27 protein-coding genes are annotated in these 24,181 nt (G+C 57.7%); 17 read left to right on the top strand and 10 right to left on the bottom strand.

What is annotated here, in order from left to right; translation table 11 throughout:
* Window positions 1-11 precede the first annotated feature (11 nt).
* From PHT20_RS08125 to PHT20_RS08110, 4 genes are all read left to right on the top strand, one after another.
* The gene (locus PHT20_RS08125; RefSeq protein ID WP_301020099.1) at window positions 12-1,115 is read left to right on the top strand and encodes a hypothetical protein; all 1,104 of its coding nucleotides are present in this window, start codon (window positions 12-14) and stop codon (window positions 1,113-1,115) included.
* 3 nt (window positions 1,116-1,118) lie between these two features.
* On the top strand, window positions 1,119-1,544 hold the full coding sequence (locus tag PHT20_RS08120) for a hypothetical protein (RefSeq protein ID WP_301020098.1): 426 nt from the start codon (window positions 1,119-1,121) through the stop codon (window positions 1,542-1,544).
* Between the two features lie 328 nt (window positions 1,545-1,872).
* A complete protein-coding gene (locus PHT20_RS08115; RefSeq protein ID WP_301020097.1) occupies window positions 1,873-2,076 on the top strand; it encodes a hypothetical protein in 204 nt (67 codons plus the stop codon).
* Window positions 2,061-2,486: a hypothetical protein gene (locus PHT20_RS08110; RefSeq protein ID WP_301020096.1), complete on the top strand. Its 426-nt coding sequence runs from the start codon at window positions 2,061-2,063 to the stop codon at window positions 2,484-2,486. Before PHT20_RS08115 ends, PHT20_RS08110 begins: the two co-directional genes overlap by 16 nt.
* A 40-nt stretch (window positions 2,487-2,526) precedes the next feature.
* Here the strand turns inward: PHT20_RS08110 and PHT20_RS08105 are convergent, their stop codons facing one another.
* The 3 genes from PHT20_RS08105 to PHT20_RS08095 form a co-directional block, all read right to left on the bottom strand.
* Complete coding sequence (locus PHT20_RS08105) at window positions 2,527-2,853, bottom strand: type II toxin-antitoxin system PemK/MazF family toxin (RefSeq protein WP_301020095.1); 327 nt, start codon at window positions 2,851-2,853, stop codon at window positions 2,527-2,529.
* Window positions 2,850-3,080, bottom strand: coding sequence for an addiction module antitoxin (locus tag PHT20_RS08100; protein WP_301020094.1), 231 nt, complete (start codon window positions 3,078-3,080; stop codon window positions 2,850-2,852). Before PHT20_RS08100 ends, PHT20_RS08105 begins: the two co-directional genes overlap by 4 nt.
* A gap of 92 nt (window positions 3,081-3,172) precedes the next feature.
* Window positions 3,173-3,502 (bottom strand): helix-turn-helix domain-containing protein, encoded by a 330-nt coding sequence (locus PHT20_RS08095; RefSeq protein WP_301020093.1) that lies wholly within the window; start codon window positions 3,500-3,502, stop codon window positions 3,173-3,175.
* Window positions 3,503-3,891: 389 nt separating this feature from the next.
* On the opposite strand from PHT20_RS08095, the gene PHT20_RS08090 reads away from it, so the two are divergent.
* The 3 genes from PHT20_RS08090 (at window position 3,892) to waaF (ending at window position 6,151) form a co-directional block, all read left to right on the top strand.
* Window positions 3,892-4,830: a branched-chain amino acid transaminase gene (locus PHT20_RS08090; RefSeq protein WP_301020092.1), complete on the top strand. Its 939-nt coding sequence runs from the start codon at window positions 3,892-3,894 to the stop codon at window positions 4,828-4,830.
* A gap of 62 nt (window positions 4,831-4,892) precedes the next feature.
* Window positions 4,893-5,096, top strand: coding sequence for a zinc-finger domain-containing protein (locus tag PHT20_RS08085; RefSeq protein WP_300084636.1), 204 nt, complete (start codon window positions 4,893-4,895; stop codon window positions 5,094-5,096).
* A 59-nt stretch (window positions 5,097-5,155) separates the two neighbouring features.
* Window positions 5,156-6,151 (top strand): lipopolysaccharide heptosyltransferase II, encoded by a 996-nt coding sequence (waaF, locus tag PHT20_RS08080; protein WP_301020091.1) that lies wholly within the window; start codon window positions 5,156-5,158, stop codon window positions 6,149-6,151.
* A gap of 24 nt (window positions 6,152-6,175) precedes the next feature.
* Here waaF and PHT20_RS08075 read toward each other — a convergent pair whose 3' ends face one another.
* Window positions 6,176-8,230 (bottom strand): nucleoside recognition domain-containing protein, encoded by a 2,055-nt coding sequence (locus tag PHT20_RS08075; RefSeq protein WP_301020090.1) that lies wholly within the window; start codon window positions 8,228-8,230, stop codon window positions 6,176-6,178.
* Between the two features lie 44 nt (window positions 8,231-8,274).
* Window positions 8,275-8,982 (bottom strand): Crp/Fnr family transcriptional regulator, encoded by a 708-nt coding sequence (locus PHT20_RS08070; protein WP_301020089.1) that lies wholly within the window; start codon window positions 8,980-8,982, stop codon window positions 8,275-8,277.
* Between the two features lie 180 nt (window positions 8,983-9,162).
* Between PHT20_RS08070 and PHT20_RS08065 the strand changes: the two genes are divergently transcribed.
* The 7 genes from PHT20_RS08065 (at window position 9,163) to PHT20_RS08035 (ending at window position 17,744) form a co-directional block, all read left to right on the top strand.
* A complete protein-coding gene (locus PHT20_RS08065) occupies window positions 9,163-11,109 on the top strand; it encodes an AMP-binding protein (RefSeq protein WP_300084632.1) in 1,947 nt (648 codons plus the stop codon).
* Between the two features lie 65 nt (window positions 11,110-11,174).
* A complete protein-coding gene (locus PHT20_RS08060; protein WP_300084631.1) occupies window positions 11,175-11,960 on the top strand; it encodes an ABC transporter ATP-binding protein in 786 nt (261 codons plus the stop codon).
* Between the two features lie 67 nt (window positions 11,961-12,027).
* On the top strand, window positions 12,028-12,957 hold the full coding sequence (locus tag PHT20_RS08055; RefSeq protein ID WP_300084630.1) for a branched-chain amino acid ABC transporter permease: 930 nt from the start codon (window positions 12,028-12,030) through the stop codon (window positions 12,955-12,957).
* Window positions 12,958-13,030: 73 nt separating this feature from the next.
* Complete coding sequence (locus PHT20_RS08050) at window positions 13,031-14,107, top strand: branched-chain amino acid ABC transporter permease (protein ID WP_300084629.1); 1,077 nt, start codon at window positions 13,031-13,033, stop codon at window positions 14,105-14,107.
* 52 nt (window positions 14,108-14,159) lie between these two features.
* On the top strand, window positions 14,160-15,476 hold the full coding sequence (locus tag PHT20_RS08045) for an ABC transporter substrate-binding protein (protein ID WP_301020088.1): 1,317 nt from the start codon (window positions 14,160-14,162) through the stop codon (window positions 15,474-15,476).
* Window positions 15,477-15,606: 130 nt separating this feature from the next.
* Window positions 15,607-16,419, top strand: a complete 813-nt coding sequence (locus tag PHT20_RS08040) for an ABC transporter ATP-binding protein (RefSeq protein WP_300084627.1) — start codon at window positions 15,607-15,609, stop codon at window positions 16,417-16,419.
* A gap of 71 nt (window positions 16,420-16,490) precedes the next feature.
* Window positions 16,491-17,744 carry an AMP-binding protein gene (locus tag PHT20_RS08035; RefSeq protein WP_301020087.1) on the top strand — a complete coding sequence of 418 codons (1,254 nt, stop codon included), beginning with the start codon at window positions 16,491-16,493 and terminating at the stop codon, window positions 17,742-17,744.
* Between the two features lie 80 nt (window positions 17,745-17,824).
* Here PHT20_RS08035 and PHT20_RS08030 read toward each other — a convergent pair whose 3' ends face one another.
* Complete coding sequence (locus PHT20_RS08030) at window positions 17,825-18,160, bottom strand: DUF1840 domain-containing protein (protein WP_300084625.1); 336 nt, start codon at window positions 18,158-18,160, stop codon at window positions 17,825-17,827.
* Here PHT20_RS08030 and PHT20_RS08025 point away from each other — a divergent pair.
* Window positions 18,159-19,253: an aminopeptidase gene (locus tag PHT20_RS08025; protein WP_301020086.1), complete on the top strand. Its 1,095-nt coding sequence runs from the start codon at window positions 18,159-18,161 to the stop codon at window positions 19,251-19,253. The genes PHT20_RS08030 and PHT20_RS08025 overlap by 2 nt on opposite strands.
* 6 nt (window positions 19,254-19,259) lie before the next feature.
* Complete coding sequence (locus PHT20_RS08020; protein ID WP_301020085.1) at window positions 19,260-19,589, top strand: polyhydroxyalkanoic acid system family protein; 330 nt, start codon at window positions 19,260-19,262, stop codon at window positions 19,587-19,589.
* Between the two features lie 2 nt (window positions 19,590-19,591).
* Here PHT20_RS08020 and PHT20_RS08015 read toward each other — a convergent pair whose 3' ends face one another.
* Window positions 19,592-19,846, bottom strand: a complete 255-nt coding sequence (locus PHT20_RS08015; RefSeq protein WP_300084622.1) for an acyl-CoA-binding protein — start codon at window positions 19,844-19,846, stop codon at window positions 19,592-19,594.
* A gap of 116 nt (window positions 19,847-19,962) precedes the next feature.
* Here PHT20_RS08015 and PHT20_RS08010 point away from each other — a divergent pair, with 116 nt between their 5' ends.
* Window positions 19,963-21,450, top strand: a complete 1,488-nt coding sequence (locus PHT20_RS08010; protein WP_301020084.1) for a wax ester/triacylglycerol synthase family O-acyltransferase — start codon at window positions 19,963-19,965, stop codon at window positions 21,448-21,450.
* A gap of 92 nt (window positions 21,451-21,542) precedes the next feature.
* Here the strand turns inward: PHT20_RS08010 and PHT20_RS08005 are convergent, their stop codons facing one another.
* The 3 genes from PHT20_RS08005 to PHT20_RS07995 form a co-directional block, all read right to left on the bottom strand.
* Window positions 21,543-22,316: a hypothetical protein gene (locus tag PHT20_RS08005; protein WP_301020083.1), complete on the bottom strand. Its 774-nt coding sequence runs from the start codon at window positions 22,314-22,316 to the stop codon at window positions 21,543-21,545.
* An 83-nt stretch (window positions 22,317-22,399) separates the two neighbouring features.
* Window positions 22,400-23,065: a TetR/AcrR family transcriptional regulator gene (locus tag PHT20_RS08000; protein WP_300084619.1), complete on the bottom strand. Its 666-nt coding sequence runs from the start codon at window positions 23,063-23,065 to the stop codon at window positions 22,400-22,402.
* Window positions 23,059-24,181 (bottom strand): patatin-like phospholipase family protein (locus PHT20_RS07995; protein WP_301020082.1); only part of this gene is annotated, 1,123 nt, incomplete at its 5' end. The genes PHT20_RS07995 and PHT20_RS08000, both read right to left, overlap by 7 nt.

The raw sequence follows: 24,181 nt of genomic DNA, 5'->3' as shown, positions 1-24,181 counted from the left end.
AGGAAAACATCATGCCAATGGTCAGAGCAATGCGTTTACTCAACGCCGTAGAAGCCGGTACGTTATCCGGTCCACAGCTTGAAGCCCTGCTGGTAGCAGACCCTGGCCGACTGGCTGAACTCAACGTGCTGCTGGGGATGCGGGGGCAATCAGCCCGCCTTTTTGCATCATCCACCGCAACCGCCGCGTTAATCGCCAGCAGTACTGCGCTGACTGCGCTGACGGGCAACAGCGCTGGCATGAAAAACGTTGCCAATAACCCGCAAGCTATGGCAGCAGTCCTCGCAAGCTCTACAGCTATGGCAGCAGTCCTCGCAAGCTCTACAGCTATGGCAGCAGTCCTCGCAAGCTCTACAGCTATGACAGCAGTAGCAGCAAGCTCTACAGCTATGGACGCTGTTTACGCATCTCCTGCGGCCATTGCCGCCATTGCGCCTACGGCTTGGGGTGTGTATGGGCCGCACGCATCGCGCCTCAGCTTGTCAGGATCCAACGTCACGCAGTGGTCAGACGCATCAGCCAACGCACGGCATTTTGTGCAGACTACAACATCTAGGCAGCCGCTGTTTAACAGCACATCGGTGGTCAACGGCTACAACACGCTGACGTTTGTCAGATCAAGCACGCAAGTGCTAGATACCACCACCAGCTACGCCATGCCAGAGGACATTACAGCCTTTATTGTGCGGCGCAAAACGCTGGACTCAACGTACATGGGCCTGATCGGCACAGGCTCAGCGAATAACGCTGGTGCCATCGCTGACAGCTCCACAGTTGGCTCTGTGTGCATCGACTACTCAGGCAACCCCGCCTCCTACCAAATGGCGGTTGGCACGGTGAACAACGCGTGGGAGCTTATCCGGGTTCGCAACACGGGCACTACGTCGTGGGCCAAGCGCAACAACGGCGCTGAGGCAACCACGGGAGCCAATGCGCTGTTTGGCACGGTCTCGTTGTCCATTGGCCGCATGAATGACTCCGATGTCAATGGAGACATGTATTTCGAAGGGCAGATAGCCGAGATCATCATCCTTGGCAAAAACGCTGCTGATGGCGATACCGAGGGAGACCGCATCACCAACTTGCTCAAAACCAAGTACGCACTGTGGGCCTAACCAATGAAACTCATCATCCAATCAAACCGCATCGCTGGAACTGCAACAGACGCATATACTGGGCCAGACGAGTACGCTGATGCACCCGCTGACTTTGACATTGCGCGGCTGCATGAATACGTCTGCGCGGCTGGCATGTGTGTACTGCCAGAGCCTGACATCCAGGCCGTCATCGTGCAAGCAGTGCAGGCCCGACTTGACGCATTTGCAGCCACCCGCAACTACGACGGTATCCTGAGCGCCTGCACCTACGCCACCAGCACGGTGCCTAAGTTTGCAGCAGAGGGGCAGGCTGCGGTCAATGCGCGTGATCAGACTTGGGCTGCTTTGTACGAGATGCTGGGCAACGTGCAGGCCGGCGCATGGCTCATGCCTACCAGCTTTGCAGACGTTGAGCCACTGTTGCCAGTGTTGGTGTGGCCTGCATGAGTATGTATGTGAAGCTGGTGCCCGCCAAAACATCGATAAACACGCAATCTTTTATTTCTTAGTGTGTAATTTCGTTTGTTGACACGAAACATCACTCTCTTGTCGTTTATCTCGCTTTCCCTATGCCATTTATCTCGCGGCGCTTTACATTGTGCTCCGGCGCGTGAGTTCTGAATGTTAGATTGCAAGACCTGACCCCGTACCCTCCCATTGTTTGATTCACCCGAACGTTGGTTCATGGGTGGCTGGGTTGCGGCAGTGAATTAAAGGGGACGCTACCCTTTTTCCCGTATTAATTTTTACTGGCACCCGGAGTACACTTCGATTTATGAAAACGACCTCAGCTAAACCACGCTCGCAAGCCTTGGAAAAAGGCTCCAAAGCTGGCAGCTTGTCGCCTGCCCAAATCAAGTCACAGGCGATGCGCGTGTCAGCTTCTTCACGCAATCCACCCGTCATTGATGTGCGTAAATCGTTTGGGTTTATGCCTGCTGATATTCAGGGTGTCGTGATCCATTGGCCATCACTGTAGGCATCAAACGCCTGAGCCAGATCGTCAAAGACGCTGGCATCCAGGCATTTACCAGAGACGACTTTTATCTGGTCTGTAATGGGGTTGCACAAGACCCAGCAAGATTGGTACTGGTCGGTGGACAGGCCATAGAAGTCTGGGGCGTGTTGCTTGATGTTCCAGCCCCGACGGGCGATCAAAACTTACTGACCGAAGACACCGACTGGCTCGGCAGTGCTGCCGATGCCCAATGGCTGGCAAACTTCTTGCAGGGCGAGAACGCCATTGAGTTGACCAAGGCAACGCTTGATGACAACACAGCCAATACTGCTGTTCTACTTCTGCAGCGGCCAGATGGGCGCATTCTGTTGATGGGGTGGATAGGGTCAGGTCTTGCATTCACACATTGTGCTCCGGCGCGTGAGTTCTGAATGTTAGATTGCAAGACCTGACCCCGTACCTTTTTTCCCGTTAAAGCTGTAGCCCTAATTGAATTTTGACGACACGTTCAACCGCCTTGAGGTCAAGCCGGGTTAAATTGCCCAGCAAAGTCGTCAAACGTTCTTTGGCCACCGTGGTAAGTTGATCTGCCATGGCTTTGCTGGTCTGCCCAGCCACCGTGATGACCACTTCGCTGGGGTAAAGTCGCCCTGTGTTTGAGGTTAACGGCACCACTTGCAAGCGGTTGAGATGCGTGTTTGACATGTCGTTGCTGACGATGACTGCGGGACGGGTCTTGCGGATTTCACTCCCTTTGGCAGGATCAAAATCTACCCACCACACTTCACCACGTTTCATGACTGCGCCTGACTGATGTCACCTATCAGCGCCTCGCTCCATGCCAATGCATCTTGCTCGCGCGCCACGTCTTGACCCATGGCCTGATAACCGGCCGACAAATCGTCACCCAGCACATGCGGGCGAGCTAGCCGCTCAAGAAAAGCGCTGATTTTGCGACGGCCTACCACGCGCACCAGCCCCTCGTAAACCACTTCGTCCATGGTGATGGTCATTCTTTTTTGCATGATCAAACTCCAGTTATGCATATATGCATTATGCGCTACAACACTCTCACGCAAAAGGGCGCACTACCCTTTTCCGTGTTCCGTGGATAGGGTCAGGTCTTGCACAAGACCTGACCCCGTACCCTCCCATTGTTTGATTCACCCGAACGTTGGTTCATGGGTGACTGGGTTGCGGCAGAGTCCTCTTTGGCTGCCTCTGGCGCCGAGTCTCGCCAAGCTGCGATGTCATTGGCTCTTTCTGATGTGGACGCGTAGAGCGATTGGGCCTCAAACTTTTGAATCTCCGCCATCGGATAGATCACTTTCCTGCTCAATTTAAAGTACCGCGGGCCGCGCCCTTCTGATCGCCAGCGTTGCAGCGTCTTGGGACTCATGCCCCAGCGTTGGGCCAGTTCGTTTTCATGCACGTTCAGTTTGGTCATTGCTTTCTCCATGTAAAAGTTGGACCTGCATTGAGGCGTAGAACGCAGGGGAAAGCAAGGCCGCTTGGCAAATTTATAGCGTGACCGAGGGCAAATAATCCTTCGAGTGCTAGGTGGGAGGGGAACGGCTGACAAAAAGTTGCAGCTCATAGGCACGCACTTCCGACTGTCCGAGTTGGACTACTCAAGACAGTTCAAGGGCTGTTTTAAATGTGAGTTGGACTACACCACCAAAATTCAAAGCCAGCTGTTCTCAGTTGGCTTTGTCGTTTCTGGGGTTATCAATTCTTAGATTTGGGTGCTTTATTGCACCGATGGGGTGAATAAATCCGAACCGTAAAATACGCGTTTTGACCCACAGCAACATGCTGGCAACCAAGGAATACCCGATGAGCCCTATGCCCCCCGACCTGTCAGATCGCGATGGAAAAATCTGGATGGATGGCCAGATGGTGGACTGGCGCGACGCCAAGATTCACGTCCTCACGCACACCTTGCATTACGGTTGCGGTGTTTTTGAAGGGGTGCGCGCGTACAACACGGCCAACGGCACAGCGATTTTTCGGCTTGAAGAACATACCCAGCGTCTATTGAACAGCGCCAAGATCTTGCGCATGGCCATCCCGTTCACCAAAGAGCAAATCATGCAAGCGCAAATTGATACCGTGCGCGACAACAAGCTTGAGTCGTGCTACCTGCGTCCCCTGAGCTGGATCGGCAGCCGCAAGCTTGGCATCAGCCCCAAAGGCAACCACATCCACCTGATGGTGGCAGCCTGGGCCTGGGGCGCTTACCTGGGCGATGAGGGTATGTCGCGCGGTATTCGCGTCAAAATTTCCAGCTACACCCGTCACCACGTCAACATCACCATGACGCAAGCCAAGGCGGTCAGCAACTACACCAACTCCATTTTGGCCAACATGGAAGCGCTGGACGACGGTTACGACGAAGCCATGCTGCTCGATGCCCATGGGTTTGTGTCCGAAGGCTCAGGCGAAAACCTGTTTGTGGTGAAAGACGGCGTGGTCTACACGCCCGATTTGTCAGCTGGCGCCCTGAACGGCATCACCCGCAACACTGTGCTGCATATCTGCAAAGACCTGGGTTTGGAAGTGGTTCAAAAGCGCATCACCCGCGATGAGGTTTACATCAGCGACGAGGCTTTCTTCAGCGGCACCGCAGCTGAAATTACCCCAATTCGTGAGCTAGACCGCATTCCCTTGGGCGCGGGTAGCCGCGGGCCGATCACCGAAAAAATCCAAAGTGCCTTTTTTGACATCGTCAATGGCCGTAACCCTCGTTACGCGCATTGGTTAACGCTGGTTTAGCCTTCGCTGCGTCGACCATCGTCAAACCAAGACGCTTTTTTATCCACTGATTTGGACCACTCATGACCACTGCAACTGTTGAACTCCTGGCCAAAGACCTGAACCACGCTGGCGGTGTGTATTGCCCCAACCCTTCCGCTGACATGAAGCTCTGGAACAGCCACCCTAAGGTGTACCTGGATGTGGCGCACACTGGCCAAGGCAAATGCCCGTACTGCGGCACGGTCTACAAACTCAAAGCCGGCGAGCATTTTCAAGGCCATTGAAGTAGGGCGAGCCTGATGAGCATGACCGCCACACGCCACATCCTTAGCAGCAAAACCCTTTGACGCGCACGCTGGTCATCGCCCCGCAATGGATTGGCGACGCCGTCATGACCGAGCCGCTGTTGCGCCGGCTGCATGCCCGAGGTGAGCGCATCACCGTAGGCGCCTTGCCCTGGGTGGCGCTGGTCTACCGCGCCATGCCGCAAGTGGCCGAAGTGATTGAATTTCCGTTCGCACATGGTGGCCTGCAACTGCGCGCACGGCTTCAATTGGCCAAACAAATCAGGGGGCGGTTTGAGGTGGCCTATGTCTGCCCCAATTCCCTGAAAAGTGCATTGTTACCGTTGCTCTCTGGCGTGCCCAAGCGTGTGGGCTACCTGGGCGAGTCACGGGTGGGGCTGCTGACCCACCGCCTGAAAAACCCAGCCAAAGGGCAGCGCCTGCCCATGGTGGCGTTTTACTCAGCCCTCAGTGGCGATCAGGACATTGCCGCCGACCGCCCCCAGTTGACGCTGCCCGCAGGCGAGGTGGCCAACGCCCTGCATGCCTTGGGGCTCACCCCACAGGGCTACCACGTGTTTGCACCGGGTGCTGAATACGGCCCGGCCAAACGCTGGCCCAGTCGTCATTTTGCCGAGCTGGCCAGTCAATTGGATTGGCCTGTGGTGTTGTTGGGCTCGGCCAAAGAGGCTGATCTGTGCGCTGACATTGCAGCCCACACCCATCGCCCGGGGCAAATCATGAACCTGGCCGGGCAAACCAGCTTGAGCCAAGCGTTGTGTGTGATTGCAGCTTGTCACACCATGGTCAGCAACGACTCGGGGCTGATGCATGTGGCTGCTGGTTTTGGCGTGCCTCAGGTGGCCATTTTTGGCTCCAGCAGCCCGCTGCACACGCCCCCGCTGAACCCTCGTGCCCATGTGATATGGCTCAAAACTGATCCTCACTACCAGCCTGCCTTGACCTGTGCCCCTTGCTTTGAGCGTGAATGTCCGCTTGGGCACACCCGTTGCCTGAATGACATCCAGGCCGTAGATGTACTATCTATTATGTAGCTTCTTGCGCTTTATATATAAGCGCTAGAAGCCAATTACAAGACTAAAAAAACGCACCAGCAAACCCAGTAGCATGGCCACGCCAATCGAGACCATCACAGAAAACCAGGCCTTGGCAGCGCCCAAGGTTTTCAGCATCACCGCAAAGGTCGAGACACAGGGCACATAAAACGTGATGAACACAAGCAAGGTGATGATTTGCGCCTGACTCAGCACACTGTCAATGTCCTGGGTGCCCAAGGCCTGAAAAATCATCAGCAATGAGAGTTCTTTGCGCAATACACCAAACAGCAGCGGCAGCCCCAGCACCAGCGGCAAGCCCAGCCACCACGTGGTCAGTGGGGTCAGCAGCAGGTTGATGCTGGCATCGGCACCCCAGTGGTTGAGCAGCGCCAGCACCACGCTGCCGCCCACCAAGAGCGGCGTCACGATGGTCAGCACATCGCTGGAACGCAGCCAGGTTTCTTGCAGCAAGTTGCGCCAGTGCGGGTGCGTCAACGGTGTGATTTCTTGCACCTGGCCGGGTCCAATGTCACGCGCAAGGTGCGATAACAGCAGCCCCATCAAAGCCAACAGCAGCAGCGTCAAGGCATACATGCCCACCACCCCCATCACACCCAGGTATTTGCCGGCCACCGCCAAAATAATGGCCGAGCGCGCTGAGCACGGCACAAAAGTAATCAGCACCGAGGCAATCAGCCGCTCGCGCCCAGCCGACGTGCGCGCCACTGCCGAGAGCGCAGGCACATTGCACCCCAGCCCCAGCAAAAAAGGCACAGCCACACCGCCATGCAGACCAATTTTGTGGAAGCCCCGGTCCACCACAAACGCAATGCGCTGCATCAACCCCATGTCTTCCAGCGCAATCAGCAGCAGCAACAAGGGCAACATGTAAGGCACCACAATGCCGACCAAGCCAATCAAACCGTCCAGCACAGCGCGCCCGGCAACGCCGACCGTGGTTTGCGGCTGCCACGGATTGGTGGCTTCAATCAATACCTGGGTGGTGTGCTGGTCAATCCAGCCGCTGACTTCAAACACCACAAACAGCACCGCAGCAAACACGGCCAGGCTAGACACCAAGCCCCACTGCGGGTGCAGCAAAAAAGAATCCAGCCAAAACTGCCAACCCCGCCCAGGCTCCGCGGGGCCCGGGCGCAACGCCGCCTCAAACAGGGTGGCGGCTTGGTAGTGGGCATCGGCACGAATTTCTTCGGCCAGCGGGCGCGGTAACCCCTGGCCAGCCTGTGTGCGCAGCGCCATGAGACTGGGCAGCTGCGCGGCAAAGTGCTCAGCCAGCTCTTGCTCAAAATAGCAATGCTCGGTGGCAAACAGCATCAGCAGCAAGGGGTGCGGCACCCGAAAAGCAGCATAAAAATCATGCTGGCGCAAGGCTTGACCCAAGTGCGCCAGCGCGTGTGCAATGTGCGGGCTCGCCGCTTGCGGCAGCTGGCACACGCCTTGGTGGGCGCAGGTCATGGCCACTTTGAACAACTCGGCCAGCCCTTGCCCCAACAGCGCTGACGTTGGCACCACCGGAATGCCCAAGCGCGCCGAGATGGCCTTGAGGTTGATGTGCAAGCCCTGGCGGCGCGCCTGATCCATGTGATTGAGTGCCAGCAGCACCGGGTGTCCAAGCTGGCACAGCTCCAGCGTCAGCTCCAGGTGGCTTTGCAAATGGGTGGCATCAACCACCTGGATGATCAAGTCGGGTGGCTCAAACGGCGCGGGGGGCGCTTTGGGTTCGTGGGCAGTGATGGGCGGGCGATCATTGCCCCACAGCAAATATTTCAGCGTGCTGAGATCCTCGCCTTGCAAATGCAGCACCGAATTCAGGCTGGGCAACAGCACCACACTGGCTTCTTCCAGGCCAATTTGCACGTTGCAGGTGCGGTACACGCGGTGGGTTTCGGTCAGCTCGCCTTGCTGCGGTGCGGTGCTGGCAATGGCGTCAAACAGCGTGGCTTTGCCCGCGCCCGGCAGCCCCACCAAAGCCATGCGCACACGCCGCGCGCCACGGCGCAGCGGGCTGTGCAGTGCAATGGCGTGTTCAGTCACGGTGGTCTTTTGCTGATGCATGGCGCTGTGTCAATGAGAATAAATCGCATTATCGCGCAGGTGGTTCAGAACACCTGGCTGCGCAAAGCCGCCAAATTGGTCACGCGCAAGCCGCCGTATTCCACCTGAATGGCACCTTCAGCCGCCAGGGTGGTCAGCGCCTCATTGACACGCTGGCGCGACAAGCCCACCAAATAGGCCAGCTCTTGCTGCGTGATGCGCAGCACCGTGCCCAGGCCGGGGTAGAGCACCGGGTTGAACAGCGCCGCCAGGCTTCTGGCCACGCGAATATTGGGGTTGGTCATGCGGTCAATTTCACGCGCCGCAATGAACTGCCCCAGCCGCTCGTTGAGCTGGTTCATGACAAAGCGGTTAAAGCCAATCGAATGGTCCAGCAGCCAGTGAAACGTGTCCACATGCAGGCCCGCCACCAGGCTTTTGCGCAGTGCCTGAATGTTGTAGCGGTAGCACTCGCGCTTCAAGGCCGTGCCTTCACCAAACCAGCCTCCCGGCGGGACTCCGGTGAAGGTCATGGTTTGACCTTCGGCGTTGTCACTGCTCATTTTCAGCAGACCATCGATCACGCCAAACCAATAGGTCACCGGGCGGCTGGTGCGGCACAAAAAGTCACCGGGTTGGGCGTCGGTGATTTTCAGGTCTTCGATGGCGCGCTCCCGCTCGTCAAGCGAGAGTAATTTGAGCCACGGAATCACGGCCAGTTCGGCCTCCGTCAGCGGCCGACGTCGTTGGAAAAGTGAAATATCAGTGGGCATGTGGGATGGTCGGGTGGGGTGGCTTGAGGGGTGAAAGGTGCAGGGAAAACACCTACCAACTAAGGCTTTAATTGTCGTCCAAACGACAACATAACGTCAAACCAAGTCCTATCATTTCGCCATCGAAACCCATGGGCTGCAGCGGCTCCAGGGTGATGAATTGAAGACAAGGCCACGTTCATGCAAACCACGTTTCCCCAATTACTGTTGAACCATGCCACCCAGCGTCCGGCTGACACAGCCATGCGCGAAAAAGAATATGGCATTTGGCAAGCCATCAGCTGGCACGACATGGCTGTGCTGGTAGAACAGTTGGCCTGCGGCCTGCACCAGGCGGGGCTGCGCCAGCATGACCACATGATGGTGATCGGCGCCAACCGCCCGCGCCTGTACGCCACCATGCTGGCGGTGCAGTCTTTGGGGGCGGTGCCGATTGCGCTGTACCAAGATGCCGCCGCGCTTGAATGCGTCTTCCCCATCAACAATGCCGAGGCGTGTTTTGCCTTTGCCGAAGACCAGGAGCAGGTCGACAAACTGCTCGAAATCCGTGAGCAATGCCCACAGCTGGCGCACATTTACTTTGACGACCCACGCGGTTTGCGCAATTACGATGAGCCCGGCCTGGAGTCGCTCGACGACCTGGTCAGCCAAGGCCAGACCTTTGCCACCCAACACAGCAGCTTTTTCAAAACGGCGGTCAACCGGGTGCAACCCGATGACGTGGCTGCCATGTTTTTCACCTCTGGCACTACCGGCAACCCCAAAGGTGTGGTGCACACCCATGACAGCTTGCTCAACCGAGCCCGTGCGGGTGCCGAGTTTGACAAGCTCACCCATGCCGAAGACGTGTTGGCCTACCTGCCACCAGCCTGGATTGGGCAAAACATCTTCAGTTACGCCCAGTGGTTGAGCTGTGGGTACGTGGTCAACTGCCCCGAAGATGCGTCCACGGTCAGCATCGACCTGAAGGAAATTGGCCCGACCTATTACTTTGCGCCGCCACGCGTGTTTGAAGGCATGCTCACCAGCGTGATGATCCGCATGGAAGACGCTGGCCGCTTCAAACGCGGCATGTTTCACTACTTCATGGACATTGCCAAGCGGGTGGGCCCCACGCTGATGGACGGCAAAACCGTGGGCTTGGCCGACCGTGTGCTGTATGCCTTGGGCAACGCCATGGTGTATGGCCCGCTGCGCAACAACCTGGGCTTCAGCCGGGTGCGGGTGGCCTACACCGCGGGTGAAGCCATCGGGCCTGATTTGTTCAGCTTTTACCGCTCCATTGGCATCAACCTCAAGCAACTCTACGGCTCTACCGAGACCGCGGTATTTGTGTGTTTGCAACCCGACCATGAAGCGCGTGCCGACACCGTGGGCGTGCCGTGCAAAGGCGTCGAGATCAAGGTGGCAGACAACGGCGAAGTGCTGGTCAAATCCCCCGGCCTGCTCAAAGGCTATTTCAAAAACCCCGAAGCCACCGCCGAAGTGCTCACACCAGACGGCTGGTACCACACCAGTGACGCCGGGTTTTTGGATGCCCATGGCCACCTCAAAATCATCGACCGCGTGAAAGACGTGGGGCGCATCAAAGGCGGTGCCAATGACGGCGCCATGTTCGCACCCAAGTATGTGGAAAACAAGCTCAAGTTTTTCCAGCACATCAAAGAAGTGGTGGCTTATGGTGATGGCCGCGAGAAAGTCTGCGTCATGATCAACATCGACTTTGATGCCGTGGGCAACTGGGCTGAGCGCCGCAACCTGCCTTACGCCGGGTACACCGACCTGGCGCAAAAGCCCGAGGTCTACCAACTCATCAAAGAATGTGTAGAAAAAGTCAACGCTGACTTGAGTGTTGACACGCTGCTGGCCGGCAGCCAGGTCAGCCGTTTCCTGGTGCTGCACAAAGAGCTGGATGCCGACGACGGCGAGCTCACCCGTACCAACAAAGTGCGCCGCGGCTTCATTGCCGACAAATACAACGTGCTCATCGATGCCCTGTACGGTGGCAAAACCAGCCAGTTCATTGAGACCGTGGTCAAGTTTGAAGACGGTCGCACCGGCAGTGTCAGCGCCACCTTGGCGATTGACGACGCCAAAACCTTCACGCCCGTCAAGGCTGCGGCGTGAGGCACATGCGCACAAGTCAAAGCGGGTTCACTGCGGTTTAGCTCTCCAACATTTCTGAACACAACATGGCAACAAAACACATTGGCGATGTCATTCTGGATGTCAAAAACATCTCTTTGAGCTTTGGCGGGGTCAAGGCGCTGACTGACATTTCATTCAACGTGCGCGAGCACGAGGTGCGCGCCATCATTGGCCCCAACGGCGCGGGCAAGAGCTCCATGCTCAACTGCGTCAACGGTGTGTACCGCCCACAAGAAGGTGCCATCACGTTCAAAGGCCAGACCTTCAGCCACATGGACAGCTACCAAGTGGCCAGCATGGGCATCGGGCGCACCTTTCAGAACCTGGCGCTGTTCAAGGGCATGAGCGTCATTGACAACATCATGACCGGGCGCAATCTGCGCATCAAAAGCAATTTGTTCATGCAAGCACTGCGCATCGGCCCGGCGCAGCGCGAAGAAGAAACACACCGCGAGTTTGTCGAGCACATCATCGACTTTCTGGAAATTCAGGCGCACCGCAAAACCCCGGTGGGTCAGTTGCCCTATGGCCTGCAAAAACGCGTTGACCTGGGTCGCGCCCTGGCCATGGAGCCGCAACTGCTGCTTTTAGACGAGCCCATGGCCGGCATGAACGTGGAAGAAAAGCAGGATATGAGCCGCTTTGTGCTGGATGTGAACGAAGAGTTTGGCACCACCATTGTGCTGATTGAGCACGACATGGGGGTGGTGATGGACATCTCAGACCGCGTGGTGGTGCTGGATTACGGCAAAAAAATCGGTGACGGCACACCGGACGAGGTGCGCAGCAACGAAGAAGTCATTAGCGCTTATTTGGGAACGGGTCATTGAAACTTTGCGGGACAGACCAAGATTTGCGCAGCAAATTTGCCCTGTCCTCAACTGATGAGAGGTGTTTATGGGTTTTTTTCTTGAAACTTTGCTCGGTGGCCTGATGGCCGGCATGTTGTATTCGCTGGTCGCTTTGGGCTTTGTGCTGATTTACAAAGCCAGTGGCGTGTTCAACTTTGCCCAGGGGGCGATGGTGCTGTTTGCCGCGCTGGCCATGGCGCGGTTTTCTGAATGGGTGCCGCTTTACACCGGCATCGACAACCTCTATTTCTCAAGCCTGGTGGCTTTTGTGGGCGCCGGTGCGGTGATGTTTGTGGTGGCCTGGCTGATTGAGCGGCTGGCGCTGCGCCACCTGGTCAACCAGGAAGGCACCACGCTGCTGATGGCCACGTTGGGTATCAGCTACTTTCTGGACGGCATAGGCCAAACCATTTTTGGCAGCGACATCTACAAGATTGACATTGGCATGCCCAAAGACCCGATCATGGCGTTTGAGAGCGTGTTTGAAGGCGGCATTCTGATCAACAAGGAAGACCTTTACGCCGCCTTGATTGCCGCGGTGCTGGTGGGTTTGTTGACCCTGTTTTTTCAGAAAACCGTCACCGGTCGCGCCTTGCGTGCGGTGGCTGACGACCACCAGGCGGCGCAAAGCATTGGCATTCCACTGAACCGCATCTGGGTCATTGTGTGGTGTGTGGCCGGTGTGGTGGCCTTGGTGGCCGGCATGATCTGGGGCAGCAAACTGGGTGTGCAGTTTTCATTGACCACGGTGGCCCTGCGCGCCTTGCCGGTGGTGATTTTGGGCGGCCTGACCTCGGTGCCCGGCGCCATTGTGGGCGGCTTGATCATTGGTGTGGGCGAGAAGTTGTCCGAGGTGTTTTTGGGTCCGTATGTGGGCGGCGGCATTGAAATCTGGTTTGCCTATGTGCTGGCGCTGGTGTTTTTGCTGTTCAGGCCGCAAGGGCTGTTTGGGGAGAAGATCATTGATCGCGTTTGATTTTTATAGCAGCTTACGCAGTATCCATAAGCTCTAGAGCCTATTTTGTTATAAATTTAACCAAGAGATTGTCATGTTCTACCGCGAAAACGGCCAATTCAAAACCAGCTACCGGGCTGACAGCCAAATTTTTGCCATCACGCAAGACCGGGTGGCGGTGCTGCTGCTGATCGCTGCCGCGTTTCTGGTGGTGCCCATGGTCACCAGCGAATACATGTTCCGGGCGATTTTGATTCCGTTCGTGATCATGTCACTGGCCGCCCTGGGGGTGAATATTCTGGTGGGCTACTGTGGCCAGATTTCGCTGGGCTCGGGGGCTTTCATGGCGGTGGGGGCTTATGCCGCCTTCAACTTCTTTGTGCGCATTGACGGCCTGCCGGTGTTGGTGGCTTTGCTGCTGGGCGGTATTTGTGCGTCTGTGTTCGGCATTTTGTTTGGCTTGCCCAGTTTGCGCGTCAAAGGCTTGTACCTGGCCGTGGCCACGCTGGCGGCGCAGTTTTTCAGCGACTGGATGTTTTTGCGCATCAACTGGTTCACCAACAACAGCACCTCGGGCTCGGTGTCGGTGTCCAACTTGCAACTGCTGGGCTACCCGATTGCCAGCCCGATTTCCAAGTACCTGTTTTGTTTGACGCTCCTGGTGGTGCTGGCGCTGCTGGCCAAAAACCTGGTGCGCGGTGCCATTGGCCGTGAGTGGATGGCGATTCGCGACATGGACGTGGCTGCCGCCGTGATCGGCATCCGGCCGATGTACGCCAAGCTCACCGCGTTTGCTGTGAGTTCTTTCATCATCGGTGTGGCGGGGGCCTTGTGGGGCTTTGTGCACCTGGGGTCGTGGGAGCCAGCAGCGTTCTCGGTGGATTTGTCGTTCAAACTGCTGTTCATGGTCATCATTGGCGGCATGGGCTCCATCATGGGCAGCTTTTTTGGTGCCGGGTTCATTGTGGTGCTGCCGATTTTTCTGAACCAGTTCTTGCCTTTCTTAGGGCATTTGTTCGGCATCGACATTTCAACTTCGGGCATTTCGCATGCCGAGTTGATCATTTTTGGCGCGTTGATTGTGTGGTTCCTGATTGTGGAGCCGCACGGGCTGGCCAAACTGTGGTCCATTGGCAAGCAGAAACTGCGCCTGTGGCCTTTCCCTCACTGAGTTGTTTTTCGTTAACCAAAGCACTGCGGTGCATTACATCTAGGAGACAAGCATGAAAATGAAACACCTTGCGTTAGCGGCTCTCATGGCCACGGTGGGCGCCAGTGCGTTTGCCCAACCCAAAGAACAGTTTTTCCCTGGTCTTCCCTACCGCACGGGGGCTTATGCTCCCAACGGTGTGCCATGGGCCAACGGCTACTCTGACTACCTGAAGTTGACCAATGCCCGTGGCGGTATCAACGGTGTCAAGATCATCTATGAAGAATGCGAAACCGGCTACGCCACCGACCGCGGTGTCGAGTGTTACGAGCGCCTGAAAGGCAAACACGGTGGTGCCACGGTGTTCCAGCCGTTGTCTACGGGCATCACTTTTGCGCTGACTGAAAAAGCCCCGGTGGACAAAATCCCGTTGATTACCGCAGGTTATGGCCGCAGCGAAAGCCAGGATGGCCTGGTCTTCAAATGGAACTTCCCCATTGCTGGCACCTACTGGCTGGCGGCCGACGTGTTGGTTCAGACCATTGCCAAAAAAGAAGGTGGCCTTGACAAGCTCAAAGGCAAAAAAATTGCCTTGGTCTACCACGACTCACCTTATGGCAAAGAACCCATTGCCCTGTTGCAAGAGCGTGCCGCCATGCACGGTTTCAGCCTGCAATTGTTGCCTGTGGCGCATCCCGGCGTAGAGCAAAAAGCCACCTGGTTGCAGGTGCGCCAGGCGCGCCCTGACTACGTGTTGCTGTGGGGCTGGGGCGTGATGAACTCGACTTCGCTCAAAGAAGCCCAAGCCACCGGCTACCCGCGCGAAAAAATGTATGGCGTGTGGTGGTCGGGTGCTGAGCCAGATGTGAAAGACGTCGGCGAAGGTGCCAAGGGCTACAACGCGGTCACTATGCAGCATGGCGCAGAGCCAAACTCGGCCGTGGTCAAGGAAATTTTGGCCAAGGTGCATGACAAGGGTCAAGGCACAGGGCCCAAGGAAGAAGTGGGCTCGGTGCTTTACATGCGCGGCGCCATCAGCGCCATGTTTGCGGTGGAAGGCGTGCGCCGTGCCCAAGAGCGCTTCGGCAAGGGCAAGTGGGTGACTGGCGAGCAAGCCCGTTGGGGCTATGAAAACCTGGCGCTGGACCAGAAGAAGCTTGACGGATTGGGTTTTGCCGGCGTGATGCGCCCGGTGCAAACCACCTGTGCCGACCACATGGGTGCCAACTGGGCTCGTGTTCACACCTGGGATGGCAAGAAATGGAACTTCAGCTCTGACTGGCTGCAGGCTGACGAGCAAGTCCTGAAGCCGCTGGTGAAGAAGACTTCAGCCAAATACGCGGCAGACAAGAAGTTGTCACCGCGCACCCCGGCAGATTGCCAGTCTTGATGCGCTGATGCGTTGATGTGGGGCAGGCATCTGCCTCACGTCACCAACTGAAAGGGTAGCGCTGCTGCCTTTTCAGTTGGTCAATCTACCCGGCAACATCGGGCACATTTTGTTTTCTGGAACCCGCACCATGAGTGAAAAACCGAACATCGTTCTCAACGTCAATGGCATCGAGGTCATTTACAACCACGTCATTCTGGTCTTGAAGGGCGTGTCCCTGAATGTGCCCGAAGGCAAGATCGTGGCCATTCTGGGCGGCAATGGCGCGGGCAAAACCACCACCTTGCGTGCCATCTCGAACCTGCTGCATGGTGAGCGCGGCGAGGTCACCAAAGGCTCGATCGAGCTGCGTGGCGAGCGCATTGAAAACCTGTCGCCAGCAGACCTGGTGCAGCGCGGCGTGGTGCAGGTGATGGAAGGCCGCCACTGTTTTGCCCACCTGACCATTGAAGAAAATTTGCTCACCGGCAGTTACACGCGCAAAGACAAAGGCGAGATTGCCGCCAACCTGGACAAGGTCTACACCTATTTTCCGCGCCTGAAAACGCGCCGCACCAGCCAGGCTGCCTACACCTCGGGCGGTGAGCAGCAAATGTGTGCCATTGGCCGGGCGCTCATGACCAACCCCAGCATGGTGCTGCTGGATGAACCGTCCATGGGGCTGGCACCGCAAATCGTGCATGAAGTGTTTGAGATCGTGAAAGACCTCAACAGCATAGAGAAAGTCACCTTTTTGCTGGCCGAGCAAAACACCAACATGGCGCTGAAATACGCCGACTATGGCTACATCATGGAAAGTGGCCGGGTGGTGATGGACGGCGCTGCCAGTGACCTGGCCAGCAATGAAGACGTGAAAGAGTTCTATCTGGGCATGGGTGGCGGTGAGCGCAAGAGCTTCAAAGATGTCAAGAGCTACAAGCGCCGCAAACGCTGGCTGGCTTAACCCCCCTTGGCTTTTCCCCTGGCAGGGGGCAATACCTCTAGAGCGTTGATTGATATTTGGAGAAATGGACCATGAGTGAATTTTTTGACGCGCTGGAAACGCGTGATCAGGCCGAACGCGAGGCCGCGCTGCTCAAGGCGTTGCCGTTGCAGGTGGCGCATGCCAAGTTGGCGTCAGCGGCGTTTGCAGACATCCTCAAAGACGTGAACCCGGCTGAAGTCACCAGCCGAGCCGTCTTGGCCAAGCTGCCAGTCACCCGCAAACACCAGTTGCTAGAGCTGCAACTGCACAGCCGTAGCCAACACGGCAACGTGTTTGGCGGCTTTAGCACGCATGGTTTTGGCGCACAGCTGCCGCGTGTGTTTGCCAGCCCCGGCCCGATTTACGAGCCCGAAGGCACGGCACGCGACTACTGGCGCATGGCGCGTGCCATGTTTGCGGCAGGCTTTCGCGCCGGTGAATTGATTCACAACAGCTTCAGCTACCACTTTGTGCCCGCTGGCTCCATGATGGAAACCGGTGCCCACGCGCTCGGCTGCACGGTGTTCCCAGGTGGCACCGGACAGACCGAGCAGCAAGTCCAAGCCATGGCCGACCTGCAGCCCGCCGGCTACATTGGCACACCCAGTTTTCTCAAAATCATTCTTGAAAAAGCCCAAGACATGGGGGTGGCCTTGCCCAGCCTGGTCAAAGCCATGTTCGGTGGCGAAGCCTACCCGCCCAGCCTGCGCGACTGGTTCACTGCGCACGGCGTGGCCGGCTACCAATGCTACGCCACCGCAGATTTGGGGCTGATTGCTTATGAAACCAGCGCGCGCGAGGGCCTGGTGCAGGACGAAGGCGTGTTGCTTGAAATCGTTCGCCCCGGCACCGGCGACCCGGTGGCTGAAGGTGAAGTGGGCGAGGTGGTGGTGACCACGCTCAACCCCACCTACCCGCTGATCCGTTTTGGCACCGGTGACTTGTCTGCGGTGCTGCCAGGCCACTGCCCCACCGGGCGCACCAACACCCGCATCAAAGGCTGGCTGGGTCGCGCTGACCAAACCACCAAAATCCGCGGCATGTTTGTGCACCCCGGTCAGGTCGACACCATTGCCAAACGCTTCGCCGCTGTGGGCAAAGCGCGCCTGGTGGTGAGTGGTGAAATGGCCAATGACCAGATGACGCTCAAGATCGAAACCGCCGAGAGCTCGCAAGCCTTGGTGGAAAAAGTCATGGAAGCCATTCGCGACGTGACCAAACTGCGCGGCCAGGTCGAAGTTGTGGCGCCCGGCAGCTTGCCCAATGACGGCAAAGTGATCGAAGACGCGCGCAGCTACCAATAAAGCCGCTCACCACAGGGGTTTGAGTGCTATTTTTAAAATAGCTTCTTGCGCTTATTTAATAAGGGCTAGAAGCTAGTTTCTTATACACCCCAGGTGATGGATTCTTCGGCCTTCATGCACTCGCGGATCATCTCCATGAACGGCGTGCTGCGCTGGCGCAGGCTGACCGCCTCAAAGCGCGGTGGCAGCAGGTGCTCGGCCTGCGCTTGTGCCATGGCCGCTTGCTGTTGAGCTTCTTCAAGCTGCACCGCCGCGGCCAAAGCAGCCAGCGCTTGCGGCATTTGCTCGGGCAGCAAAATGCCCTTGACGCTGGGCTCGGTGGCGCTGTGTTTGCCGATGATTTCCAGCAGCCGCTGGCCGTTGGCTTGCAACATAATCACATCGCCTGTGGCTTTGGACTTGAATTTGTAGAGCATGAATTTTCTCCGTCATCAAAAGTGTCTGGCCTCCATCGTAGCGGTGTGGGTGCTGCTGGGTCTGAGCGGTTGCGCACAGACGGGCTATTACTGGCAGTCGGTCAGCGGGCATGTGAAGCTGATGCAAGCCGCCCGCCCCATCGACGCCTGGCTGGCTGACCCACAGGCGAGCCCCGCCCTCAAGCAGCGGCTGCAGCTGGCGCAGGCGATTCGCCAATTTGCCGTGACCGCGCTGCATTTGCCTGACAACGCCAGCTACCAGCGCTATGCCGACCTGCAGCGCCGCCATGTGGTGTGGAATGTGGTGGCCGCGCCCGAGTTTTCACTCACCCTCAAAACCTGGTGCTTTCCGGTGGCAGGGTGTGTCGGCTACCGGGGCTATTTTGAGCAGGCCGCAGCAGAGCGCGAAGCCGCCGCCTTGCGTGCCCAGGGCTGGGAGGTGAGTGTGTACGGCGTGCCTGCTTATTCCACGCTGGGCTGGATGAACTGGCTGGGTGGCGACCCCTTGCTCAACACGTTTATCCATTTCCCCGACGGCGAGCTGGCGCGCATGCTGTTTCACGAGCTGGCGCACCAGGTGGTGTATGTGGCTGACGACACGGTGTTCAACGAATCTTTTGCCACGGCAGTCGAGCGCTTGGGCGGTGCCGCCTGGCTGGCGCAGGCCACCCCAGCCGCGCGTGATGCCTTTGCCCAGCACGACGCACGCCGCCAGCAGTTTCGGGCGTTGACGCGCCGCACACGTGAGCAGCTGGAAAATGTTTATATGCAAAATGAGGCTCTAGCGCCCGTCAATACTGTACAAGCAGCTATGAAAAATAAAGTCATGGCAGATTTCAGGCAAGCCTATGCGGCACTCAAAACCAGCTGGGGCGGCTTTGCTGGCTATGACCCCTGGGTGGCGGGTGCCAACAACGCCGCTTTGGGTGCCCAAGCCGCCTATGATGATCTGGTGCCCGCATTTGAGGCGCTGTTTGAGCGCCAAGGGCGTGATTGGCGCAGGTTTTATGATGCGGTCATTGCCTTGGCGCGCCTGCCCCAAGCCGAGCGCTTGCAACAACTGTCATCCCCACAAGTCCAAACCACACTCTGAAACACCATGGCTGAATTACATATTGTGAGAGAACACACGCTGGGGCTGGCCAAAGCACGCAAAGTGGCTTTCAAATGGGCCGAGCAGGCTGAACAAGACTTTGCCATGCAATGCAGCTACACCGAAGGTCGCCAGGGCGATGAGGTGGACTTTGTCCGCAGCGGCGTCAGCGGCCAGCTGCAGGTGACCAAAGACCGCTTTGAGCTGCGCGCCGAGCTGGGTTTTCTGCTGGGTGCGTTCAAGGGCACGATTGAGAGCGAGATTGTGAAAAACCTCGATGCCCTGCTGGCGCCAGCCACCGCACCCCAAAAGCCCGGCGTGAAAAAGAGCGTTTAGCGTTAGCTCAGCGATTCGATCAAGTCAATGTACTGCTGCATGGCGTCAGCGCTGGGGGTGCCTTTGAGTGCGTTCCAGGCATCCCATTTGGCGCGCCCCACCATGTCGCCAAAACCGGGTTTTTTGTCTGCGTTGTCGCCCACACTGCCTTGTTTGTAAAGCGCATAGAGTTTGAGCAGGGTCATGTTGTCGGGGCGTTCGCTCAAGTTTTTTGAATGGGCTACAGCGGCTTCAAATTGGGTTTTCAAGTCTGACATGGATGGGGTTTCCTAGGGGTTGGTGGCTATTTGCCGAATGACTCAGGGTAAGCAAGGGGGATGTTAAGTGGCCTTTTGATCACAAAATAGAGGCTATTCCCAAATACGAGATTGCCATGGTCAAGAAACTGCCGCCCGTCATCACCACCGAGCGCATGAGCAAGGTCGACACCGCCTGGTTGCGCATGGACTCCAGCAGCAATTTGATGATGATTTTGGGCGTATGGATCATCAAGCCAGGGGTTCGGTACCAGGCGGTTTGCGACCGCATTGCAGAGCGCTTGCTCAAATACCCACGGTTTTCACAACGGGTGCAGCTTGATGCCACCGGCGCCAGCTGGGTGACAGACACCGAATTTCGGATCAGCCGGCATGTGGTGCGTGAGAAGCTGCCCGCCAATGCCCAAAAGAACCCAGCGCTGGCGTTGCAGACGCGCCTGGGTGAGTTGGCCATGCAGCCACTGGACGCCCGCTTTCCGCTGTGGGAGTTCCGCTTGGTTGAGCACTACGACGGCGGCTCCGCCTTGCTGGTGCGCATTCACCACTGCATTGCCGACGGTTTGGCGCTGATTGCGGTCACGCAGTCGCTGGTGGATGGGGGCGCAGAGCCGCCGCGTCGCCCTGCGCGCACCAAGGCGGCCTCGACCTGGGCGGCAGCTGAAGACTGGATGGCGCACACTTTGATTGAGCCCCTCACGGTGGCTGCTGTCAATGCGCTAGACGCGGCTGGCAACCGCGCCGCCACGGCTTTCAACGCCGTGCAAGAGCCGCGCCGGGCGCTGGAAAAATGGCTTGAAGTGGCATCCACCAAAGGCTTCGGTGGTGCCGCCGATGTGGCACGCTTGGCTGCCCAGGTACTGCGCGATGGCGCGGCTTTGGCCTTGATGGCCGATGACTCTCCGACCCGGCTCAAGGGGCAACCTGGGCAAAAAAAGCGCGTGGCCTGGTGCCAGCCGCTGCCGTTAGACGAAGTGCGCGCTGTGAGCAAAGCACTGCATTGCTCCATCAACGATGTGTTGCTGGCGTGCGTGGCGGGTGCGGTGGGGCAGTATTTGCGGGCTCAGGGCGATGCCATTTTGGGCAAAGAGATTCGCGCCATGGTGCCTGTGAATTTGCGCCCCATGAGCGAGGCCTACAAGCTGGGTAACCAGTTTGGCTTGGCGCCGGTGGTGCTCCCCGTGGGGTTAGATAACCCCATTGAGCGGGTCTATGCGGTGCGTCAGCGCATGTCTGAGCTCAAGGGCAGCATGCAACCGCTGCTGGCATTTGCATTGCTTGCAGTGGCTGGGGTGCTGATCAAACCTGCGCAAGATGCCATGTTGAACCTGTTTTCCAAAAAAACCACGGCCGTGATGACCAATGTGCCCGGTCCGCGCGAGAAGTTGCAGTTTTGCGGCGCGACGTTGGAGCAAACGCTGTTTTGGGTGCCGCAGTCTGGCACGGTGGGCTTGGGGGTGTCAATTTTGAGTTATGGCGGTGGGGTGCAGTTTGGCATCATCAGCGACACCACGCTGTGCCCCAACCCGCAGGCCATCATTGACCAGTTTGCCCCTGAGTTTGAGCGTTTGAGTTTGCTCACGCTGATGTTGCCATGGGGTGAATAGCTATTTTAAATGTAGCTGCTTGTGCTTATGAATAAAGGTCTAGAGACCTAAAACATGCTTATTTCAAGCCGCGTCGCCAACGCACTGGTCCATCAGTCAGCCAGCTCGGTGCGAGCCAGCTCCAGCTCCAGCCGCTCATGGGCATCCAAGGGGGTGGTTTGGGTGGCTTGCTGGTAAAGCAGGTTGGCTTGCGCCAGCATGGCTTCGCCGTCAAGCATGAGCATGGCGCGGGCGTATTCCACCATGCCAGCCGTTGCAGCATGGTGGAGCTTGAGCGCTTGGTCGAGCAGCTCAAGCCCGGTTTCGCGGTGGGCACCATAGGCCATGGCACCGATCAGTGAACCCACTTTGTCAATCACTTCGGCGTGAAACGAGCCCAGCGCAATGTGTGCGTCTACATGCTTGGGCTGCTTTTTGAGCACGGTTTCCAAGTTGGTTTTGATGGTGTTACCCAGCCCTTGAGCCAAGGCTTTGGCCACGCTGATGCTCTGGCTGTAGCGCCCCAAGGCGTAAGCGTGCAGATAGTAGGCGTTGAAATTGCCGGGTTCTTGGCTGATGTGGTGCTCGGCACGCTGGGCCGACTCCAGAAACAGCGCTTGGCGCGTGGCTTCGTTGTCTTCAAGGTAGGTGGCATAAACGCAGGTGGCTTTGTTGGCCACATTCAGCCCGGCCAGGCCCAATTTCAGCCCGGCTTGGCAGGCCTTTTGAAATTCACCACTGTGGAACAGCGCCCAGGCTTGCAGCAGTGGTGTGCTTTGCGGCAGGGGTTCGAGGTCGCAGAGGTGGAGTTGAGGCCAGGCTGTTTTGACACGCTGGGCATCAAAATCGTATTGACCCACGAAGGGAAAAGGGTTCCACCTGGACATGTTTGTCTCCATCTCACTGACGTTTTTTATGGGTTGGCCGCATTGCACGCTGAAGCCTGCTTGCCAAGCGGGTGTGCCACACCCTATGTAGGAAAGTCTTTATTGTAGGCAGCGGCCAAGTGGCTCAAGTGCGTGCGTTGGCTAGGTTCCAGGTAGGGGGTCAACAGGTTGAGCACATGTTGGGCACCACGCAGCAGGGCGGCTTGGGCGTGGTGGTCTTCCAGCGCGTGGCGTGGGTCTTGCACGTATTCAAAACTGAGCCAATAGGTCAACAGCACCACCATGCTGGTGGCTGCGGTTTCAAGCTCGGGGGAGTCAATTTGCACCGCTCCACCACGGCGCATGCCGATCAGCAGCGCTTTGATGGCGTGGGTTTTATGTTTCAGGATGGATTGAAAGTGGGTTTCCAGCCGCCGGTTTTTACTGAGCAGGTCATTCAGGTCACGGTATAAAAACCGGTATTGCCAAATCAGCTCAAACAGCGAGTGCAAGAAAAACCAGGCGTCTTCCACGTCACGCACGTCGTCGCTGGCGGCCAGCAGGGTGTTCAGGGCGACCTCAAACCGGTCAAACAGGGTGTTGATGAGCTCGTCTTTGGCCGGGTAGTGGTAGTACAGGTTGCCTGGGCTGATGTTGAGTTCAGCAGAGATCAGTGTGGTGGAAACGTTGGGTTCACCAAAACGGTTGAACAAGGCCAGGGTGACCTCAAGAATGCGCTCTGCCGTGCGCCGGGGTGCTTTTTTTACCATGGAGAAAGACCTTCCAGTGAGTCCGCTTGGATCACATTGTGCAGGTTGTCCAAAATGTGGTGCAGTTGTGTGAGCGTTTGGCTGGTGCGGTTGGATGGCGCTTGGGGTGGGCACAGGTGGCGTGTCGGGTCACTCAGGCGCGCCTGGTTCAGGGTGATACCGTGGGTGGCCAGCTTGTGGCTCAAGCCCGTTGGGTTGGCGCGCAGCATCTGACGCGTTTGCTGGTAGGCGTGTTCGGCCAAGTGGCGGCGCTGGCTGTAGCTGAAGGTGTTGGCCAGGTACAGCTCAGGGTCTCGGTGGTTGGGTTCAATCAGCACGATGTCGGTGTTGGGGTAGGCATGCTCATAGGCTTTGAGCCCCAGCACCATGCGGGAGTGAATCAGTGAGCGAAAAGTTTGACTCAGCACCGCGGGCAATCCACCCTGCACGATGCGTGGAATGGCGGTGGTGGCTGCCCACGGGGCGTGCGCTTGGGGGGTGGGCAAGGGGGCGGTGGCATCAAATGGCACCAGCGGGTTCAGGCACAGCATCAGGTCCACACCTTCGTTCAGCGCCACCGAGGCGTGCATGGTTTTGAGCAAGGCACCATCGACAAACTGCTCGCCATCAATGTCCACCGGCGGAAACAAGCCGGGCAGTGCGGCACTGGCTTGCACCGCTTTGGAAATGGGCACGTGATCCCAGCCAGGGCGGCCAAATGTGACAGCTTGGCTGCTGTCGAGATGGGTGGCGACCAAGGTCAGGCGGGTGCGAAGCTGGCGGAAATCATTGCTGCGCCCCGGCTTGGAAAACAGCCGCGCCAGCTCGATGTCAATCTGGGCATTGGAGAAAACCCCGGTGGGCAAGCCCGGCCCCAGGCGCTCCAAGGCGCTCAGCCACGAGCGTTTGCCAAAGCAACTTTGCCAAGTGCCCTGCAGCAGCAACTGTGGCAGCTGCATGCCGCGCGAAAAAAATTCTTGAAACGCTGGGCGCAACAGCAACGACGGGTCAAACGCTTCGGCGTGGCGCTTGCGGTCTTCAATGAACAGGTGAAAGAGCTGCAGCGGGGTGATGCCGTTGGCCAAGCCCGCTGCAATAAAGCCGCCAGCTGACACCCCCACGTAATGCTGCAGGGCG

Origin of the sequence: Rhodoferax sp. (assembly GCF_028715765.1) — a bacterium.
Taxonomy (GTDB): Bacteria; Pseudomonadota; Gammaproteobacteria; order Burkholderiales; family Burkholderiaceae_C; genus Rhodoferax.
Note: the sequence above shows the minus strand (reverse complement) of the source record. Positions and strands in the feature narration are given on the sequence as shown.